This window comes from Nonomuraea sp. PA05, assembly GCF_008086045.1.
GTDB classification, from domain to species: domain Bacteria; phylum Actinomycetota; class Actinomycetes; order Streptosporangiales; family Streptosporangiaceae; genus Nonomuraea; species Nonomuraea monospora.
On record NZ_VSEY01000059.1, the window covers coordinates 15,465 to 35,172 of the forward strand.

The following is a 19,708-nucleotide window of genomic DNA, read 5'->3' on the forward strand; positions in this document are numbered from 1 at the left end:
AGCCGAACATGCCACCCTCTCCGCAAGGGGACGAGAGGGCGAGCCGGCCACCACTGCTTGAGATCGTCGTTCCGGCCCACAACGAGGAACGCCGACTTCCCGGGGGGCTCCTGCAGCTGTGCGCGAAGCTTGCCCGAATGCCGTTCCCCACCTCAGTCATCGTCGTGGACAACAACAGCACCGATCGCACGGCCGAGATCGTCAAGAGCTGGCCGCGCGGCCCCGTGCCCGTCCGCCTCGTCCAGTGCGCGATCCCCGGCAAGGGGGCCGCCGTCCGTGCCGGGCTGCTCGGCACCAGCGCGCCCTTCGTCGGCTTCTGCGACGCCGACATGGCCACCGACCTCGACGCCATCGACGTGGCGCTCGGGCTGCTGCTGTCCGGTGAGCGCGTGGTGATCGGCTCCAGGGCGCACGGCGGCTCGCACGTCGAGAACCGGCACAGCAAGGTGCGCGAGCTGGGCGCGTTCGGCTTCCGCGCGCTCGCGGGCGCGCTCGTCCACGGCGTCAGCGACACCCAGTGCGGCTTCAAGTTCTTCGACGGCGTGCTGGCCCGCGAGACCGCCGCGCGGCTGCGCACCCCCGGCTTCGCGTTCGACGTCGAGCTGCTCGCGCGCTGCGTCGAGCGCGGCTCGACGGTGCGGGAGATCCCCGTGCGCTGGCGCGACATGCCGGGCTCGCGGTTCTCCCCGGCCAGGCACACGTTCGGCATCGTGCTTGAGCTGGGCCGGATCTGGGTGCGGCTGCACGCCCGGCCGCGGCCCGCCGCCGCGCATCCGGCCTGGGAACCGCCGCTCGACCCCGTCGGATATCCGTGAGAATCGCTGTCGTCAACTGGCGTGACCCCTGGCACCCCCAGGCCGGCGGCGCCGAGACGTTCGCCTGGGAGGTGGCCCGCCGCTTCGCGCGGGCGGGTCACCAGGTGTGCTACGTCACGGCGCGGGCGCCCGGGCAGAGCAGGCGCGACAGCGTGGACGGGGTGCGCTTCGTGCGGATGGGCGGGGTCTTCACCGTCTATCCGCTGGTTCTGGGCTGGCTGCTGCTGTACGGGGGCCGCTTCGAAGCGGTGCTCGACTGCCAGAACGGCATCCCGTTCTTCACCCCCTGGGTGGTGCGGCGGCGCACCCGCGTGCTGTGCGTGGTGCACCACGTGCACGACCGGCAGTTCGGCGTGCACATGCCGGGCTGGCTGGCGGCGTTCGGCCGGTTCCTGGAGGGCCCCGCGTCGCGGTGGAGCTACCGGCGGCACGCGAGCGTGGCGGTCTCGCCGTCCACGGTGCGGGCCATGCGGGAGCGGCTCGCCTGGCGCGGCCCCGTGCACATCGTGCCGAACGGGGTCAGCGTCGCTCAGGACGGAGATTTCCCGAAGAGCCCCGTTCCCCGGCTCGTCTGCCTCGGGCGGCTCGTCGCGCACAAGCGGGTGCACCTGCTGCTCGACGCCGTCCCCGAGCTGCGCAGGCACCGGCCCGGCCTGGTCGTGGACATCGTCGGCCGGGGGCCGGAGGAGGCGGCGCTGCGGGCCCGGCTGCCCGAGGGCGTGACCCTGCACGGGTACCTGCCGGAGGAGGACAAGGCGCGCCTCGTCGCGCAGGCGTGGCTGCACGTGAGCGCTTCGCAGGGCGAGGGGTGGGGGCTGAGCGTGCTGGAGGCCGCCGCCCTCGGCGTGCCGACGGTGGCCTTCGACGTGGACGGGCTGCGCGACGCCGTACGGCACGGGGAGACGGGCTGGCTCCTTCCGGAAGGGATGGAGCTGGCCAAGGGCCTTGCCGTGGCACTCGACGAGCTGGACCACACTTATACCGTGAAATGTCGGGAATGGGCCGGGCGGTTCTCCTGGGACCGCAGCGCCGAACGCCTCCTCGCGCTGCTCCACGGCCGCGACCCCGGCCCCGGCTGGGAGGAGCGGTGACCCTCCTCCCGACGGACAAACTGGTGGCCGGGCGGCGCACGGGCGCGGGCCGGCCGGTGGGGGAGCCCGCCAGGCGCCGCCTGTGGCTGCTGCTGTGCTGCCTCGGCTTCGCCCTGCTCGCGTTCACCACCAAGCCGGGCCAGCTCATCTCCGACACCAAGATGGACCTGGCGCTCAACCCGATCGGCTGGCTCGAACGCGCCGCCCACCTGTGGGACCTGCAACACTTCGGCCAGCTCCAGAACCAGGTCGCCGGCTACGTCTTCCCGATGGGGCCGTTCTTCGCGCTCGGCGACCTGGCCGGCGTCGCGCCGTGGGTGACGCAGCGGCTCTGGCTGACGCTGCTGATGTGCGTGGCCTTCCTCGGCGTGGAGCGGCTGGGCCGGCAGCTCGGCATCGGCACGCCGGGCACCAGGATCGTGGGCGCGCTGGCGTACGCGCTGGCTCCGCGCACGCTGTCGATCCTCGGCGAGATCTCGATCGAGTGGCTGCCCGCCGCGATGCTGCCGTGGATCCTCATCCCGCTGCTCACCGCCTCGGAGACCGGCCAGCGCGCTCGCGGGGCCATCAGGTCGGCGCTGGCGGTGGCGCTGTGCGGCGGCGTCAACGCGGTCGCCGTGCTGGCCGTGCTCGTCGCCCCCGTCCTGTACATCGTGACCAGGCCGCACCCGGTGCCGCGCTGGCGGCTGCTGGCCTGGTGGTCGGGCGCCGTCGCGGTGGCCACCCTGTTCTGGTCGCTGCCGCTGCTGCTCGTCGGCCGGTACGCGTTCAACTTCCTGCCGTACACCGAGACGGCCGACACCACCACCGCCGTCACCTCGCTCACCAACGTGCTGCGCGGCGCCTCCGACTGGGTGCGCTACCTGCCGCTCAGCGGCGTCTTCGAGCAGCCGCCCGGCTTCGCGATCGCCACCTCGGCCACCATGATCGTGGTCACCGGCCTGATCGCCGCGCTCGGCCTGGCCGGGCTGTCGCGCCGCGACCTGCCCGCCAAGGGCTTCGTGGTGGCGATGTTCCTGGTCGGCGTGGTGGCGCTGGTCGCCGGGCACGCCAGTGCCTTGGAGCCGGTGCTGGCCGAGCCGGTGCGCTGGCTGCTGGACGGGCCGCTCGCGCCGCTGCGCAACCTGCGCAAGTTCGACCCCCTCGTCCGGCTCGCGCTCGCCTTCGGCCTGGCCCACCTGCTGGTCAGGGCCAGGATCCCGCTGCGCGCGACCGCCGTCGCGGCCTTCGTCGCGCTCGTGCTGCCCGTCTTCAACCAGGGCCTGGCCGCGCCGGGCGACTTCCAGCAGATTCCGTCCCACTGGCGGGAGGCGGCCGGCTGGCTCGACCGCAACGCCGGCGACGACGGCGTGCTGGTCGTGCCGGGCGCCAAGTTCGGCGAGTACGTCTGGGGCCGCCCGCTGGACGAGCCGCTGCAGGCCCTGTCCACCGCCCGGTGGACCACCAGGCAGATCACGCCGCCCGGCTCCGTCGGCCTGACCAGGCTGCTCGACGCCGTCGACCAGCGGCTCACCGCAGGGCACGGCTCGGCGGGGGTGACGGCCGTGCTGCGCCGGCTGGGCGTGCGCTACCTGCTCGTCAGGAACGACCTGAACAGGGCGAACCTCGCGGGCGCCTGGCCGTCCAGGATGTACGAGGCGCTGCGCGAGTCGCCCGGCATCAGGAAGGTGCGCTCGTTCGGCGACGTGGTCGGCGACCGGGAGACCGACGACGCGGTCAACCAGGTGGACGCGCCGTTCCCCGCGCTCGACCTGTACGAGGTGTCCGGCAGCGCCGACCTGGTCTCCGTGCAGCCCGCGGCCGACGCGCTGGCCGTGCGCGGCGGGCCCGACTCGCTGCTCGCGATGGGCGACCTCGGCCTGCTGAACGACGGCCCTGTCCTGGTGAACGGCGACGCGGGCACGCGCGAGACCCCCACCGTGGTCAGCGACGCGCTGCGACTGCGCGAGCGCTCGTTCGGCGAGATCAGGTCGAACTGGTCGCCCACGCTGACGGCCGACAAGAAGGCGGACTTCGGCGGGGTCAGGGAGCTGGACCTGCTGGAGGACGGCTGGCTCGACGAGACCGCGGTGGCCGAGTACGACGGCATCGCCGGCATCAGCGCCTCCTCCTCGGTCGCCGACCCGTACGCGATCGCCGGGATCAGCAGCCCCGGCAGCGGCCCGTGGGCCGCCATGGACGGCAACGTCGAGACCGGCTGGCAGAACGACGGCTCCACGGCCCCGCGGGGCGAGTGGCTGCGCATCGACCTCGCCGGGCGGATGCGGCTGCCGTACCTGGACGTCATGTTCGCCCCCGACCTGCTGCTCGGCCAGTCGGTCAGGCGGATCGCCGTGGAGACCGAGGCGGGCAGCCTGGTCCAGGACGTCACCGCCGGCACGGACCCGCAGCGGCTGCGCGTGCCCGACGGGCCCACGACCTGGGTGCGGCTCAAGGTGGTGGCGACCGCGTCCGCCGAGTGGAGCTACGGCCAGCGGATCGGCGTCATCGAGCTGTCCATCCCGGGCGTCGCGGCGGGCCGCACCGTCAGGCTGCCCGGCGAGGGCGACGTCTACGTCATGGACCGGGGGCTCGACGAGCGGCCCGCGTGCATGCGCAACCCGTCCCGATGGGTGTGCAACGAGGTGACGCTGGCCAGGAAGGGCGAGGAGACCGGGTTCGACCGGACTTTCAGCGCCGCGTCCGAGGAGGCCGCGAACGTGCGGGGAACGGCCGTGCTGAGGGATCCCGAGCTGGTCGACCGCTTCACCCGCGTCCGTGCGGACCTGACCACCGTGACCGGTTCCTCCCAGCTCAGCGACGACGCCGTGGTCTCGCCCAGGTCGGCGTTCGACGCGGACCCGACCACCACCTGGATCCCGGAGTCCGGCGACACCGAGCCCACGCTCACCATCGCCTGGAAGGGCAAGCGGAAGATCTCCCGCATCCAGATCGGCCGCCCGAGCAGCGACCAGCAGGCGCTGGACGTGATCGTGAGCGGCGACGGCGGCCAGGTGCGCGGCGGCCGGGTGGACCCGCAAGGGAACCTGACCTTCAAGGCGATGTCCACCTCCCGGCTCAAGCTCCGCTTCGCGCCCTTCTCCAAGCGGCTGCAGGTGACCGAGCTGGTGATACCCAGGGTCGATCCGGTGGGCCGGCCCGCCGACATCCCCCTCAGGCTGGCCTGCGGGCTCGGGCCGCGGATCGAGGTGAACGGCCGGGCCATCCCGACCAAGGTCGCCGGCACCCACGCCGACCTGCTCGAACAGCGGCCCGTGCAGATCCTCGGCTGCTCGAGGGCCGAGCTGGCGGAGGGCGACAACCGGGTACGGGTGGCCGGGTGGGACCCGTACACGATCGACTCGCTCGTGCTCGGCACGCTGCCGCGCCGGCCGGACGGCGTGGCGGGCTCGGCGGCGCGCGGCACCTGGACGACCTCGGCGCGCGAGGTCACGGTGAGCGCGCCGAAGGACTCCTTCCTCGTCGTCAACGAGAACTACAACGCCGGCTGGCGGGCACAGGTCGGCGGCAAGACACTCAAACCCGTACGGATCGACGGCTGGAAGCAGGGCTGGGAGCTGCCCGCGGGCACCCAGGGCACCGCCAGGCTCGAGTACCTGCCCGACCGCCCCTACCGGCTCGCGCTGCTGCTCGGGCTGGCGGGCATCGCGCTGCTGGCGCTGGTCGCGCTGGCGCTGCGCGGGCCGAGGCCCGAGCACGTGCGCGAGACGGCCGCCGCCTCGGCCTCCCGGCTGTCACGGCCGCGCGCGCCGGTCGTGGTCGTGCTCGCGCTGGCGTTCGGCGGCTGGGTGGCGAGCTGGCAGGGCATGGTCGCGGTGCTCGCCGCCGTGCTGGTGACCCTGCTGCTGCGGGCCCGCAAGCTGCCCGCGCACTGGGCGGCGGCCGGGGTCTTCTGCGCGGCCACGGCGTCGCTGGCCGCGGCCATGGTGCTGCGCGACCACGGCGTGGGCGTGGAGCTGCTGATGGACCAGATACCGCAGCTCGCCGCCGTGGCGGCCGTGGGCGTGCTGTTCGGCCAGCTCGTCACGGAGCCGGCGCGGCCGGCTGCGGAGCCGGAGCCGGCCGCCGCGGAGCAGGTGCTGACCGGTGTCCACTGAGCCTGAGCGCGCTGACCTCGATCAGGTGGTAGCTGCCGATGCTCAGCAGCAGCGTCACGATGAACGACACCACCGCCACGCTGACGAAGTCGCCCTGGAACGGCTGCGCGCCCGTGAGCTTGAGTTGCAGCGTGATCACCGGCGCGTGCCAGAGGAAGAAGCTGTAGGAGATGCGGCCCAGGTAGGCGCTGACGGGGTTGCCGAGCACCCGGTTGCGCGCCGAGTCCGGGCGGGAGGCCAGCGCGAACGGGGCCACCAGGAGCACCGCCACCGCCGCCTCCAGGGTGATCCGCCACAGCGACTGCGACAGGGTCGGCAGGGTGAGCGTGCGGGGGCCGGCGAGGCCGGTGCTGAGCAGCGCGTACAGCAGGCCCGCCAGGACCAGGAGCTGCGGCGCGAGCGAGTCGATCACGCGGCTGTGCCCGATCCACACCGACAGCACCGCCATGGCCATGCCGCAGGCGAAGTAGACCAGATGGTACGGCAGCAGCAGCGCGAGCTGCGGCAGCTCGTACAGCCGGGCGACGGCCACGGTGGCCACGCAGATCACCGGCAGCACCGAGATGCCGACCAGCAGCCGGACCGGCCGGTTGCCGCCGCGCGCGAAGCGGTGCAGCAGCCAGGCCATGATCGGCAGCAGCAGGTAGAACGACATCTCGATGGGCAGCGTCCACATCTGGTAGAGGCCGTCGGGCGCGGGGTCGTCGGGGAAGAAGTTCTGCGCAAGCAGCATCCACTTCAGCCAGCCGGTCCAGTCGAAGGAGCTCCACGCCCACAGGGCCAGGGCGGTCACCAGCCAGTAGACCGGCATGACGCGCATGATTCGGCGCCACAGGTAACGCGCCGGCTTCGGCCGTGCCGTATCCTCGATCACCGCGCGCGCCCAAGGGCGGTACAGGAGCAGGCCCGACAGGAGGAAGAAGATCGGTACGGCGATGCCCAGGCGGCTCATCATCCAGGGGAGCATGCCCTCGCGGTACATCACTCCCGTGTTGCTCCCGACGTGCAGCAGCCAGACGCCGAGCGCGGCGATCGCGCGGATGCCGTCGAGCGCGGCGTCCCTGCTCCTCATCGCTGCTCCCACTCATTGTCCGCCGATGCGTTCACCGATGCAGAAACCACGATAGAACTTGTTTCTATCGATTTGGTTGCGGTGGTAGGGCCGCCAGTGACGCGCATCACCCCCTGTCATACTTTGTTCCTCGACGATCGTACGCAAACGACAACATGTTCTACAAAATGCGGAGGCCTCGATGGGTCGTATCTCCACGCTCGTCCTCATCGGGTTCGGGGCTTTCTTCATCACGCTGGCACCACTGCTGAAATTCTGGGCGTCCGAGCAGATCATCTCGGCGCCGGCCAACCAGTTCGGCATCTCCCGGCTGGAGGCCAAGAGCGCCCAGTACTTCTCCATGCAGGACCTCAAGGTGCTGACCGGTGACCTCGACATCATCGTCACCACGCGCGGGGACGTGAAGGAGGCCAAGGACGACCACGTGGTCTGGGACGAGGCCACGGTCGTCAACGACGTGACCAACAGCCGGCCGCAGATCGACATCTCCGAGCGCCGCAGCGCCTTCAACAAGTACACGGGCGTGGCGGTGAACTGCTGCGCCGTGAACATCGAGAAGGCGCCGGTCACGCTGGAGGGGCAGATCTACAAGTTCCCCTTCGACGTGGAGAAGAAGACCTACAAGGTGTTCAACGCCACGGCGCAGAAGGCGTACGACGCGACCTTCGTCCGTGAGGACAACGTCAACGGGCTGCCCGTCTACGTCTTCGAGCAGAGCGTCCCGCCGACCAAGACCGAGACCCGCACCGCCCCCGCCAACGTGCTCGGCATCACCGGCGAGACCGGGGACGTGCAGGTGGACCGCTGGTACGACGGCAAGACGACGTACTGGATCGAGCCGGTCACGGGCTCGCCGGTCCGCCAGGAGGTGCAGCGGCACGAGGTGCTCAAGACGCAGGACGGCGTGGAGCGCACGGCGGCCTTCATCGCCACCGCGAAGATGACCGACGCGACCGTGAACAACCTGGTGGACAACGCGCAGTCCGGCAAGAACACCATCAACCTGCTGCGCAACGTCATCCCGCTGGTGCTGCTCGTCGTGGGCCTGGTGCTCGTGGTGGCCGGAGTGGTGCTCGCCCGCCGCCGCAGGGAGCCGATCGAGTAAACGGCGACGCAATTCAGGGCCCGTGAAAACGGGCCCTTTTTTATTGTCTGCGAATCTTAACTAGAACTAGTTATAGTCCAAGGTTACTCACCGGTACCAGACGAAAGGTTCTAGTCTAGAACGCGTTGCAGTTCGCAGTGTCGCGGACGTATTGTCGGGCCATGCGGACACGCGTCACGGACATGTTCGGAATCGAGCTCCCGATCTTCGCGTTCAGTCACTGCAGGGACGTGGTCGCCGCCGTGAGCCGGGCGGGCGGCATGGGGGTGCTCGGAGCGCTCTACTTCACGCCGGAAGAGCTCGAGACCGAGCTCAAGTGGATCGACGACCACGTGGACGGCAAACCGTACGGGGTGGACGTCGTCATGCCGGCCTCCTACGAGGGCGCCGACTTCGCCGCCGAGGAACTGGTCGGCCGCCTGCAGTCCATGATCCCGGAAGGCCACCGCGCCTTCGTCGAGGACCTCCTGGCCAAACACGGCGTCCCGCGACTGTCGGGCGACGCCGAAGCCGGCCGCGTCCTGCTGGGCTGGACGGACGCCACCGCCCGGCCCCAGGTCGAGGTCGCCCTGCGGCACCCCATCGCGCTGCTCGCCAACGCCCTCGGGCCGCCGCCCGCCGACGTCGTCGATCTCGCGCACTCCCACGGCGTCAAGGTCGCCGCCCTCGCCTCCACCCCGCGCCACGCGCTCAAACAGGTCGAGGTGGGCGTGGACGTCGTCGTCGCCCAGGGCACCGAGGCCGGCGGGCACACCGGCGAGATCTCCACCATGGTGCTCATCCCGCAGGTCGTGGACGCCGTGGACGTGCCCGTCCTCGCGGCCGGCGGCATCGGCAACGGCCGCCAGATGGCCGCCGGGATGGCGCTGGGGGCCGAAGGCGTGTGGACCGGCTCGCTGTGGCTCACCGTCGAGGAGGCCGACACGCCGGAGATGGCCAAGCGCCGCATCCTGGAGGCCACCTCCCGCGACACCGTCCGATCCCGGAGCTGGACCGGCAAGCCCGCCCGGCTGCTCCGCAACGAGTGGACCGAGGCGTGGGAGTCGGAGGAGTCGCCGGGGACGCTGCCGATGCCGCTGCAGTTCATGCTGGTGTCGGACGCGCTGCGGCGGATCGGGCGGTCGGACGCCTCCGAGCTGGCCACGTTCCCCGCCGGGCAGATCATCGGGGTGATGAACTCCGTGCGGTCGGCGAAGGACGTGGTGTTCGGGCTGGTGGAGGAGTACGGGGAGGCGCTGGAACGGCTGGAGCGCCTCACGGGCGACTAGGCGCTGGAACGGCTGGAGCGCCTCACGGGCGACTAGGCGCTGGAACGGCTGGCGCCACTCATGGGCGACTGACGGTTAGACGGGCACGACTGTGACCAGGCTCTCCAGGCCCACGAAGTCGTCGGTGTTGCGGGTGTACAGCGGCAGGCCCCGGCTGGAGGCGACAGCGGCGATCATGAGATCCATGCGCCTCGGCCGGGGGTCGCGCTTGGCCGCTCTGGTGAGTGCGACGAGAGAGCCGTAGCGGGCCGCCGCGTCGGCGTCGAAGGGCAGTGGCTCGAAGTCGACCACGGCGGCCCCGAGCCTCTCCACGCGGGCGGCCCGGGTCGCCTCGTCCTTCGCCATGGCCACGCCTTGATGCAACTCGGCGAGGGTGATCGCCGTGAGTTCCGGCTGAGCAGGGAGGGCCTCCGCGGGGATCTCGCCGAGATCGATGTACACGCACGTGTCGATGACCCCGCTGGCGTGACGTTCAGCCATGACGGCGCTCCCAGGGATCGTCGTCCACGCGATCCTCGGTGCCGAAGTGCTCATCGGCCTCGCGGCGCATCTCGGCGTAGTCGACCCGGGGCAGCAGACGATGCTTGGTGACCAGCTCTTCCGCGCTCAAGCGGCGTCTGCGTGGCAGCGGCCGCAACTCTGCGATCTCGACGCCGTTGCGGGTGATGTGGAAGGTCTCACCCGCCTCGACCTGATTCATGACGGCGGCGGAGTTGTTTCGGAACTCTCGTTGACTGATGACCTTCATCATGCGACCCATCGTAGCCCTGTGTAGCTCACTGTGCTACACGCTAAGACTACCCGCCTCAGTGCCCCTCGTACGCGGCCGGCCGCTTCTCGCGGAAGGCCCGGGTGCCCTCCTTGGCGTCCTCCGACCCGATGACCGGCCACCCCAGCTCGTCCGACACCTTCAACGCCTCGGCTTCCGGCATCCCCAGCGTGTCCCGATACGTCCGCAAGATGGCCTGCACAGCCAGCGGCCCCGAGGAGGCCACGTCCTCGGCCAGCTCGCGCGCCACCGCCAGCGCCTGCCCGTCCGGCACCACCCGGTTGACCAGCCCCATCGACAGGGCCTCGGCGGCGGTGATCGGGCGGCCGGTGAGCAGGAGGTCCATGGCGTGGCAGTACGGGATCTGCCGGGGCAGCCGGACGGCGCTGCCGCCCATCGGGAACAGCGCCCGCTTGGCCTCGAACAGCCCGAGGGTGGCCGACTCGGCCACCACCCGCAGGTCCGTGCCCACCAGCAGCTCGGTGCCGCCGGCCACCGCGTAGCCCTCCACCGCGCAGATGATCGGCTTGGTCGGCAGGTCCTCGCGCAGCAGGCCCTTCCAGTGGAAGTTGGGGATCCGGGCCGCGCGGGCCTGTACGTCGGGGTCGGTGGACGGCTGACCCATGGCTTTGAGGTCGGCGCCGGCGCAGAAGGTGCCCTCGGCGCCCGTCAGGATGGCGACCCGCACGCCCGGCTCGCCCGACGCGTACGCCCACGCCGAGGCCAGGCCGATCAGCATGTCGGAGGAGAGCGCGTTGCGGGCCTCCGGCCGGTTCATGGTGACGATCAGGACGTGGCCGTCGCGTTCGATCCGGCAGTGGGGGGTGCTGATCGGCAGGACTTCCACGGACGCCTCCAGAGTGACTAGATCAAGCGCTTGCTACGAAGTATGGGCCGGGATACGCTCCCAAAAAAGAGAACAGGTTCCTATTTTTCTCGCTCCCGCGCTGAGGAGATCAGATGGGCACGCTCGGCTTCTGGAGGCTCGCGCAGGCGGATCCCGAGTGGATCGCGGCCGTGGACCCCGATGGCACCCGGCACCGCGCGGGCGACCTGCTGGCCCGCTCGAACCGGCTCGTGCACGGGCTGCGCGAGCTCGGCCTCCAGCCCGGAGACGGTGTCTGCGGGCTGGTGCCGAACGGTGCCGACGGCCTCGTCCTCTACCTGGCCGCCTTGCAGGCCGGCTGGTACTACACGCCGATCAACTGGCACCTGACCGGGCCCGAGATCGCCTACATCGTTTCTGACAGCGAGGCCAAGGCGTTCTTCGTGCACCCCCGCTTCCTCCAGGAGGGCTCCCGTGCGGCCGAGGCCGTCGAGCCCGAGCGCCGCTTCCTGCTCGGAGGCGAGGCCGAGGGGTTCCGCCGGGCGAGCGAGCTGACCGACGGGCAGCCGGACACCGCGCCCGCCGATCGCACCGCCGGCGCGACCATGCACTACACCTCGGGCACCACCGGCAAGCCCAAGGGCGTCAGGCGACCGCTCAGCGGCCTGGATCCGGACGACGCCGCCGAACTCATGACGTTCCTGCTCGGGTTGTTCGGCATCACCCCGGGCCGCCCGAACGCCCACCTGGTCACCTCGCCCAGCTACCACACGGCCGTGACCCAGTTCGGCGGCACGGCCCTGCACATGGGGCACACCCTCGTCTACATGGACAAGTGGGACGCGGAGGGGATGCTCGCGCTCTGCGAGCGCCACGGCGTCACGAACTCGCACATGGTGCCGACCCACTTCAAGCGCCTGCTCGCGCTCCCCGAACAGGTCCGGAAAAAGTACGACCTGTCGTCGCTGCGGTGGATGATCCACGCGGCCGCCCCCTGTCCCGTCCCCGTCAAATGGGCGATGCTCGACTGGTGGGGCGACTGCGTGTACGAGTACTACGCGGCCACCGAGGGCGGCGGCACCCTGGCCACCCCCGAGGACTGGAAGGCCCATCCCGGCACCGTCGGCAAGGCCTGGCCGATCAGCGAGCTGCTCATCACCGACGAGCAGGGCGAGCCCGTGCCGACCGGCACCCCCGGCACCATCTACATGAAGATGATGGGCGTCCAGTTCGAGTACAAGGGCGACCCCGCCAAGACCGCCGCGAACCGCCTCAAGGACCACTTCACCGTCGGCGACATCGGATACCTGGACGAGGACGGCTTCCTCTACCTCTGCGACCGCAAGGCCGACATGATCATCTCGGGCGGGACGAACATCTACCCCGCCGAGATCGAGAACGAGCTCATGATCCACCCGAAGGTCGCCGACGTGGCCGTGTTCGGCATCCCGGACGAGGAGTGGGGCGAGCAGATCAAGGCCGTGGTCGAGCCCGCGCCCGGCGCCCAGCCGGGGCCCGAACTGGCCGCCGAGCTGCTGGCCTCGCTGGACGGCCGGCTGTCCAGGATGAAGTGGCCCAAGAGCATCGACTTCATCGCCGAGATGCCCCGCGAGCCGAACGGAAAACTGCTCAAACGCAAACTTCGCGCCCCGTACTGGGAGGGACACGACCGTGCCATCTGATCCGCTGGTCGCTCAGCACGTCCTGGAGTTCCCCGGCGGCTACACGCGTACGACCGGGCCGGTCATCGGCCGGTTCCTCAGCGAGTTGCGCGCCCGCCGCATCGTCGGGGTGCGGACGGCGGAGGGGCGGGTGCTCGTCCCCCCTCTGGAGTACGACCCCGCGACCGGCGAGCCGGTGACCGGCGAGTACGTCGAGGTCGGCCCCGCCGGCACGGTCACCACCTCGGCCTGGGTGGACGAGCCGCTCGACGGCCACCCCCTGGACCGCCCCTTCGCCTGGGCGCTGATCCGGCTCGACGGCGCCGGCACCGACCTCCTGCACGCCGTCGAGGCGGAGAACCCCAAGGCCCTCGCGCCCGGCACCCGGGTCTGGCCGGTCTGGCGCGACAGCCCCACCGGCCACATCACCGACATCTCGCACTTCGCCCCCGAGGTCACGAGGATCGTGTCCGGCGTGCGCGCCGAATACCGCCTCCAGGCAGGCGGCGCGCTGCGCGTCTTCCTGGAGGGCGTCGAGCGCGGCGTCCTGCTCGGCAGCCGCTGCGAGCAGTGCGAGAAGGTGTACGTCCCGCTCCGGCTGGCCTGCCCCGAATGCGGAAACAACCTCCCCGACACGCTCGAACTCCCCGACACCGGCACGATCACCACGTTCGCCATCAACAACCTGCCCGACCCCCGGGCCCCCGAGGTGCCCTTCGTGTCGGCGTACATCCTGCTCGACGGGGCGGACATCCCCATGATCGCCCTCATCGGGGACGTACCCGCTCACGAGGTGCGCCAGGGCATGCGGGTCAGGGCGGTCTGGGTGCCCGAGAGCGAGCGCACGGCGTCCATGGCGAACATCCGCTGGTTCGCCCCCACCGGCGAGCCTGATGTGGAGCTGGCATGAGAGACGTGGCCATCGTCGCGTTCGCGCAGACGCGGCACACCGACACCGACACGGGGCTGAGCGAGCACGAGCTGATCCACCCCGTGATCAGCGAGGTCAAGGAGCGCACCGGGCTCAAGCGCTTCGGCTTCACCTGCTCGGGAAGCTGCGACTACCTGGCGGGCGCGCCGTTCTCGTTCGTCTCGGCGCTCGACGCGCTGGCCGCCTGGCCGCCGATCTCCGAGAGCCACGTCGAGATGGACGGCGCCTGGGCCCTGTACGAGGCGTGGGTGCGGCTCCAGCACGGCGACGTCGACTCCGCCCTGGTCTACGGCTTCGGCAAGTCGTCGCTCGGCGACCTGCGGACGATCATGACGTTGCAGCTCGACCCGTACTACCTGGCCCCGCTCGGCCTCGACCAGCTCTCCTACGCCGCGCTGCAGGCCGCCGCCGTGGGCGCGGACCGGCAGGAGCTCGACGAGATCGTCCGGCGCAGCCGGGCCGACGGCCGGGGCAACCCGTACGCGTTCGACCTGCCAGAACCCGACGGGGACGACTTCGCCGTACAGCCGCTCAAGAAGACGGACGTGCCGCCCATCACGGACGGCGCCGCCGCGATCGTGCTCGCGGCCGGCGACCTGGCCACCGAGCTGTCCCCGCGCCCCGCCTACATCAGAGGCATCGCGCACCGCACGGAGCCGCACTACCTGGGCCTGCGCGACCTGGCCCGCTCGGCGTCCGCCGCCGACGCGGCCCGCGCCGCCGGGGTCGGCAAGGGGCCCGTCGAGGTGGCCGAGCTGCACGCCCAGTTCCCGCACGAGGAGGTCATCCTGCGCGAGGCGCTCGAACTGGGCGGCGACACCGTGATCAACCCGTCGGGCGGCCCGCTCGCCGCCAACCCCGTCATGGCCACCGGCCTCATCCGCATCGGCGAGGCCGCCCGCCGCATCCACGACGGGACGGCGGGCCGCGCGGTCGCGCACGCCGCGAGCGGCCCCTGCCTGCAGCAGAACCTCGTGACCGTCCTGGAGGCATGACCATGGGTAACCGGTGTGCGGTCATCGGCGTCGGCCAGACGCACTACACGACCAAGCGCAGGGACGTCTCGATCGCCGGCCTCGTACGCGAGGCGGCGCTGCGCGCGCTGGAGGACGCCGGGCTGACGTTCAAGGACATCGACGCCGTGGTCATCGGCAAGGCGCCCGACCTGTTCGAGGGCGTGATGATGCCGGAGGCGTACCTCGCGGACGCGCTCGGCGCGGCCGGCAAGCCGATGATGCGCGTGCACACGGCGGGCAGCGTCGGCGGCTCCACGGCCCTGGTCGGCGCCTCGCTCATCCAGGGCGGCGTGCACGAGCGGGTGCTGGTGGTCGCCTTCGAGAAGCAGTCGGAGTCCAACGCCACCTGGGCGCTGTCCACCCACCTGCCGTTCAGCGCGTCGCTGGTGGTGGGCGCGGGCGGCTACTTCGCGCCGCACATCCGCGAGTACATGCGCAGGTCCGGCGCCCCCGGCCACATCGGCACGCTGGTGGCCGTCAAGGACCGGCTGAACGCGCTGAAGAACCCGTACGCGCACCTCAAGATCCCCGGCATCGACCAGAAGATGGTCGAGGCCACGCCCATGCTCTGGGAGCCCATCCGCTACCTGGAGACCTGCCCGTCCAGCGACGGCGCCTGCGCGATCGTGCTGTCGTCGGAGTCGGCCGCCACCGGCACCCCCGCCTGGGTGCACGGCACCGCCATGCGCTCCGAGCCGATCTTCCGCGCCGGCCGCGACACGGTCAGCCCCCAGGCGGGCAAGGACTGCGCCGCCGACGTCTACCGGCAGGCCGGCATCGCCGACCCGCGACGGCAGATCGACGTGGCCGAGGTGTACGTGCCGTTCTCCTGGTACGAGCCCATGTGGCTGGAGAACCTGGGGTTCGCGGCCGAAGGTGAGGGCTGGAAGCTCACCGAGTCGGGCGCCACCGCGCTCGACGGTGACACCCCGTGGAACGCCTCAGGCGGGGTGCTGTCGAGCAACCCGATCGGGGCGTCGGGGCTGATCAGGTTCGCCGAGGCCGCGCTGCAGGTGCGCGGCATGGCGGGCGAGCACCAGGTGGACGGCGCCCGTACGGCGCTCGGCCACGCGTACGGCGGGGGAGCCCAGTTCTTCGCGATGTGGATCGTCGGACGGGAGAGACCCTGATGGAGTTCAACCACGCTGACCTGTTCGAAGGCCTCGCGGACACGATCGGGGAACGCACGGCCGTCGTCTGCGGCCAGGAGCGCCGCACCTACGCCGAGCTGGAAGCCGAGGCGAACCGGCTCGCCCACTACCTGCTGGACCTCGGCATCCAGCCCGGCCAGCACGTCGGCCTGCACCTCTACAACAGCATCGAGTACGTCGCCGGCATGCTCGCCGTGCTCAAGATCAGGGCCGTGCCGATCAACGTCAACTACCGCTACGTCGAGGCCGAGCTGCTCTACCTCTACCGCGACTCCGACATCAGGGCGCTGATCTACGACGTCGAGTTCGAGCCGAGGGTGAGTGCGGTGCTGGAGCAGGCGCCGCTGCTCAAGCACCTCATCGTCGCGGGCGGGCCGCCGTCGATCGCGTCGGCGGTGCCGTACGCGACGGCGATCGAGCGCGGCAAGCCGGAACGGGGCTTCGCGCCGCGCTCCGGCCAGGACGTCTACATCATCTACACCGGCGGCACCACCGGCATGCCCAAGGGCGCCATGTGGCACGTCGAGGACCTGTTCATGGGCTTCGGCGGCGGCAACCCGTACGGCGAGCCGCGCGCCACCCCGCAGGAGGTCATCGACGAGGCCGTCAAGGCCAACCCCACCGTGATGCTGGCCGCCTCGCCGCTCATGCACGGCGCCGCCCAGATGGCCATGTTCCTCACCTGGTGGATGGGCTCGACCATCGTGTTCGTGCGCAAGTTCGACGCTGACGCGGTGTGGCGGGCGGCGGAGGCCGAACGCGCGCTCACGATCAGCATCACCGGCGACGCCATGGCCAGGCCGCTGGCCGAAGCCCTGGAGCGCGGCTCGTACGACGTCTCCTCGCTGTTCGTGATCAGCTCCACCGGGGCCATCCTGAGCGGCGCCGTCCGCGACCGCCTCCAGGAGCTGCTGCCGAACATCATGATCCTCGACAGCTTCGGCTCCACCGAGTCCGGCTACACCGCCTCCGGCGTGGCCGGCTCCTCACCCGAGAAGGGCCTGCGCTACCAGCCGAACTCCGTCGTCAAGCTGGCCGTGCTCGACGAGAAGGGCCGGCCCGTCGAGCCGGGCTCCGGCCAGCTCGGCACCGTCGCCAGGTCGGGGCGGGTGGCGTTCGGCTACTACAACGACCCCGCCAAGACCAGCCGCACCTTCGTCACCGACGAGGACGGCAACCGCTGGCTGCTCACCGGCGACCTGGCCACCGTCGGCACCGACGGCACCGTGAACATCTTCGGCCGTGGCTCCCAGTGCATCAACACCGGCGGGGAGAAGGTCTTCCCCGAGGAGATCGAGGCGGTGCTCAAGGGGCATCCGGCGGTGTTCGACGCGGTGGTGACCGGGGTGCCCGACGAGCGGTGGGGCAACAAGGTCGCGGCCGTCGTCGAGCCCCGCCCCGGGGTCGAGGTCACCGCCGCCGACCTGGACGCGCACTGCAGGCAGCTCCTGTCCGGGTACAAGGTGCCGCGCACGTACGCGTTCGTCACCGAGATGGTGCGCTCACCGGCCGGAAAGGCCGACTACCGGTGGGCCCGCGAGACGGCGGCCCGAGCGGACGCCTGACCTCGCCGCCTCCGGGGTAGGGGCGGCCGGATGTTCGACGATTTCCAGAGCGACATGATCAGCGTGGGCGAGACGGAGCTGTTCGTCCGGTACGGCGGCTCCGGCAGCCCACTGCTGCTCCTGCACGGCCACCCCCGCACCCACGCGACCTGGCACCGCGTCGTCCCCCTCCTCGCCCCGCACCACACGGTGATCTGTCCAGACCTGCGCGGGTACGGGCGCTCCGGCAAGCCGCGCACCACCCCCGGCCACGAGCCCTACTCCAAGCGCGCCATGGCCGGCGACATGGTGGCCCTCATGCGGACGCTCGGGCACGAACGCTTCGCCGTGGCGGGGCACGACCGCGGCTCGTACGTCGCCCACCGCCTCGCCGCCGACCACCCCGACGCCGTCACCCGCCTGGCGGTGATGGACGGCATCCCCATCGGCGAGGCGCTCGCCCGTGCCGCCGCCCGCTTCGCCGCCGCCTGGTGGCACTGGTTCTTCCTCGGGCAGACCGCCAAGCCCGCCGAGCGGGTGATCAACGCCGACCCGGACGGCTGGTACCGGGGGACGGCCGAGGAGATGGGGGAGGAGGCGTACGAGGACTACCGGCGGGCCATCCACGACCCGGCCACCGTTCACGCCATGTGCGAGGACTACCGGGCGGGGCTGACCGTGGACCGGGCCGCCGACGACGCCGACCGGCGGGCGGGGCGCCGGCTCGGCTGTCCCGTGTTGTTCCTCTGGTCGGCCAAGGACGACATGGAGGAGCTCTACGGGGACCCGCTGGAGATCTGGCGGGAGTGGGCCGATGAGGTGACCGGACAGGTGATCGACAGCGGGCACCACATGGCCGAGGAGGCGCCGGAGGAGGTGGCGGCGGCCCTGCTGGCCTTCCTCCGCCCTTAGCGCCTTCTCGTTAGAGCTGCATCTCGCCCCCGTCGACGACCAGGTCGGCGCCCAGGAAGAAGCTGCCCTGGTCGGAGGCGAGGAAGGCCACCACGCTGGCGACCTCCTCCGGGCGTCCGATCCGGCCGAGCGGGACCGCCGCGGCGAAGTCCGACTTGGTGGCGGGCGCGTTGCCCCCCGCGACCACGCCGTCGAGCCCGGGAGTGTCGATGGTGCCCGGGGAGATCGCGTTGACCCGGATGCCGCGGCCCTTGAGCTCGTTGGCCCAGGTGCGGGCGAAGGACCGGACCGCCGCCTTGGAGGCCGCGTACGCGCCGAACGCCGCGACACCGTCACCGGCCCGCACCGAGCTGTTCAGGATCACCGACGCGCCGTCGTTGAGCAGCGGCAACGCCTTCTGCACCGTGAACAGGGTGCCCCGGACGTTGACGCCGAAGGTCTCGTCGAAGTGCTCAGGGGTGGTCTGCTCCAGCGTCGCGAACGACGCGGCGGCGGCGTTGGCGAACAGCACGTCCAGGCCCCGGCCCCGGGCCCGGACCGCGGCGTAGAGCCGGTCCAGGTCGGCCGGGTCCGCGATGTCGCCCCGCACGGCCGTCGCCGAGCCGATGCGCTCCACCGCCGCGTCCAGGACCTCCTTGCGGCGGCCGGTGATGAAGACGTGCGCGCCTTCGGCCGCCAGCCGGACGGCGGTCGCGAGACCGATCCCCGTTCCGCCGCCGGTGACGACGGCGGTCTTACCTTCGAACTGTCCCATACTTCTCACCTCGTCATATTCCTGTACCGATCGGTACCGTAGCACTTCAGGACCGATCGGTACAAAAGCGGTATGATCGATCGCATGACCACCCGCAGCAAGGCGCCGATCGGCCGGCCGCGCGGCTTCGACGCCGACAAGGCGCTCGACGCGGCCATGCGCGTCTTCTGGGAGCAGGGCTACGAGGGCGCCAGCCTCACCGACCTGACCAACGCCATGGGCATCAGCCGCACCAGCATGTACGCCGCCTTCGGCAGCAAGGACGACCTGTTCCACCAGGCCCTGCGGCGCTACACCGACGGCCCCGCCGCCTACGTACCCCGAGCCGTGGAGGAGCCGACGGCGGCGCAGGTGGCCGCGGCCTTCCTGCACGGTTCCGTCCGTGCCACCACCGATCCCGGGTGTCCTGCCGGGTGCTTCGGCGTCCAGGGCTCCCTGGCGGCGGGCGAGGCCGGGCTCGGCGCTCGCGACACGTTGACGGCCTGGCGCAACAACGGCATCTCACTCCTGCGGGACCGGCTCCAGCGGGCCGTCGACGATGGCGACCTGCCCGAGCAGGCCGATCCCGACGTGCTCGCCCGCTACCTCATGGCCGTCGCCAACGGCATCGCCGTCCAGGCCACCGGCGGCGCGACTCGCGACGAGCTCCACCTGGTGGCCGACATGGCACTACGGCAGTGGCCGCCCGCCTGAGGC

17 protein-coding genes are annotated in these 19,708 nt (G+C 71.3%); 12 read left to right on the top strand and 5 right to left on the bottom strand.

Annotated features, from left to right (window positions below; all coding sequences use genetic code 11):
* Positions 1-8 precede the first annotated feature (8 nt).
* Genes FXF51_RS53790 through FXF51_RS53800 form a run of 3 tightly spaced genes read left to right on the top strand, consistent with a single transcriptional unit; the run spans position 9 to position 6,003 of the window.
* Positions 9-815 carry a glycosyltransferase gene (locus FXF51_RS53790; RefSeq protein WP_148442612.1) on the top strand — a complete coding sequence of 269 codons (807 nt, stop codon included), beginning with the start codon at positions 9-11 and terminating at the stop codon, positions 813-815.
* Complete coding sequence (locus FXF51_RS53795; protein WP_148442613.1) at positions 812-1,906, top strand: glycosyltransferase family 4 protein; 1,095 nt, start codon at positions 812-814, stop codon at positions 1,904-1,906. Before FXF51_RS53790 ends, FXF51_RS53795 begins: the two co-directional genes overlap by 4 nt.
* Positions 1,903-6,003 (top strand): alpha-(1->3)-arabinofuranosyltransferase family protein, encoded by a 4,101-nt coding sequence (locus FXF51_RS53800; RefSeq protein WP_187415071.1) that lies wholly within the window; start codon positions 1,903-1,905, stop codon positions 6,001-6,003. Before FXF51_RS53795 ends, FXF51_RS53800 begins: the two co-directional genes overlap by 4 nt.
* Here the strand turns inward: FXF51_RS53800 and FXF51_RS53805 are convergent.
* Entirely contained in the window at positions 5,930-7,075 is a 1,146-nt protein-coding gene (locus tag FXF51_RS53805) for an acyltransferase family protein (protein WP_148442615.1), read from the bottom strand. The two genes, FXF51_RS53800 and FXF51_RS53805, sit on opposite strands and share 74 nt — an antisense overlap.
* Before the next feature lie 181 nt (positions 7,076-7,256).
* Between FXF51_RS53805 and FXF51_RS53810 the strand changes: the two genes are divergently transcribed.
* On the top strand, positions 7,257-8,180 hold the full coding sequence (locus FXF51_RS53810) for a DUF3068 domain-containing protein (protein WP_148442616.1): 924 nt from the start codon (positions 7,257-7,259) through the stop codon (positions 8,178-8,180).
* Between the two features lie 161 nt (positions 8,181-8,341).
* Entirely contained in the window at positions 8,342-9,448 is a 1,107-nt protein-coding gene (locus FXF51_RS53815) for an NAD(P)H-dependent flavin oxidoreductase (RefSeq protein ID WP_148442617.1), read from the top strand.
* A gap of 75 nt (positions 9,449-9,523) precedes the next feature.
* On the opposite strand, the gene FXF51_RS53820 is transcribed toward FXF51_RS53815, so the two are convergent.
* From FXF51_RS53820 to FXF51_RS53830, 3 genes are read right to left on the bottom strand one after another with little or no spacing between them, the layout of a single operon-like run.
* On the bottom strand, positions 9,524-9,928 hold the full coding sequence (locus FXF51_RS53820) for a type II toxin-antitoxin system VapC family toxin (RefSeq protein WP_148442618.1): 405 nt from the start codon (positions 9,926-9,928) through the stop codon (positions 9,524-9,526).
* Positions 9,921-10,199: a type II toxin-antitoxin system Phd/YefM family antitoxin gene (locus FXF51_RS53825; RefSeq protein ID WP_262380497.1), complete on the bottom strand. Its 279-nt coding sequence runs from the start codon at positions 10,197-10,199 to the stop codon at positions 9,921-9,923. The genes FXF51_RS53820 and FXF51_RS53825 overlap by 8 nt, the downstream gene beginning before the upstream one ends.
* Positions 10,200-10,254: 55 nt before the next feature.
* Positions 10,255-11,064, bottom strand: a complete 810-nt coding sequence (locus FXF51_RS53830; protein ID WP_148442619.1) for a crotonase/enoyl-CoA hydratase family protein — start codon at positions 11,062-11,064, stop codon at positions 10,255-10,257.
* A gap of 113 nt (positions 11,065-11,177) precedes the next feature.
* Between FXF51_RS53830 and FXF51_RS53835 the strand changes: the two genes are divergently transcribed.
* The 6 genes from FXF51_RS53835 to FXF51_RS53860 are packed head-to-tail and all read left to right on the top strand — an operon-like array spanning position 11,178 to position 18,258.
* Positions 11,178-12,725 (top strand): acyl-CoA synthetase, encoded by a 1,548-nt coding sequence (locus FXF51_RS53835; RefSeq protein WP_148442620.1) that lies wholly within the window; start codon positions 11,178-11,180, stop codon positions 12,723-12,725.
* The gene (locus FXF51_RS53840) at positions 12,715-13,614 is read left to right on the top strand and encodes a Zn-ribbon domain-containing OB-fold protein (RefSeq protein WP_262380498.1); all 900 of its coding nucleotides are present in this window, start codon (positions 12,715-12,717) and stop codon (positions 13,612-13,614) included. Before FXF51_RS53835 ends, FXF51_RS53840 begins: the two co-directional genes overlap by 11 nt.
* A complete protein-coding gene (locus FXF51_RS53845; RefSeq protein WP_148442621.1) occupies positions 13,611-14,630 on the top strand; it encodes a thiolase domain-containing protein in 1,020 nt (339 codons plus the stop codon). The genes FXF51_RS53840 and FXF51_RS53845 overlap by 4 nt, the downstream gene beginning before the upstream one ends.
* 2 nt (positions 14,631-14,632) lie before the next feature.
* On the top strand, positions 14,633-15,781 hold the full coding sequence (locus FXF51_RS53850) for a thiolase domain-containing protein (RefSeq protein WP_148442655.1): 1,149 nt from the start codon (positions 14,633-14,635) through the stop codon (positions 15,779-15,781).
* Complete coding sequence (locus FXF51_RS53855) at positions 15,781-17,367, top strand: acyl-CoA synthetase (protein ID WP_148442622.1); 1,587 nt, start codon at positions 15,781-15,783, stop codon at positions 17,365-17,367. The genes FXF51_RS53850 and FXF51_RS53855 overlap by 1 nt, the downstream gene beginning before the upstream one ends.
* A gap of 30 nt (positions 17,368-17,397) precedes the next feature.
* Positions 17,398-18,258: an alpha/beta hydrolase gene (locus tag FXF51_RS53860; RefSeq protein ID WP_148442623.1), complete on the top strand. Its 861-nt coding sequence runs from the start codon at positions 17,398-17,400 to the stop codon at positions 18,256-18,258.
* A gap of 10 nt (positions 18,259-18,268) precedes the next feature.
* Here the strand turns inward: FXF51_RS53860 and FXF51_RS53865 are convergent, their stop codons facing one another.
* A complete protein-coding gene (locus FXF51_RS53865) occupies positions 18,269-19,012 on the bottom strand; it encodes an SDR family NAD(P)-dependent oxidoreductase (RefSeq protein ID WP_148442624.1) in 744 nt (247 codons plus the stop codon).
* A gap of 84 nt (positions 19,013-19,096) precedes the next feature.
* Between FXF51_RS53865 and FXF51_RS53870 the strand changes: the two genes are divergently transcribed.
* Positions 19,097-19,705, top strand: a complete 609-nt coding sequence (locus FXF51_RS53870) for a TetR/AcrR family transcriptional regulator (RefSeq protein ID WP_148442625.1) — start codon at positions 19,097-19,099, stop codon at positions 19,703-19,705.
* The last annotated feature ends 3 nt before the right edge of the window (positions 19,706-19,708 follow it).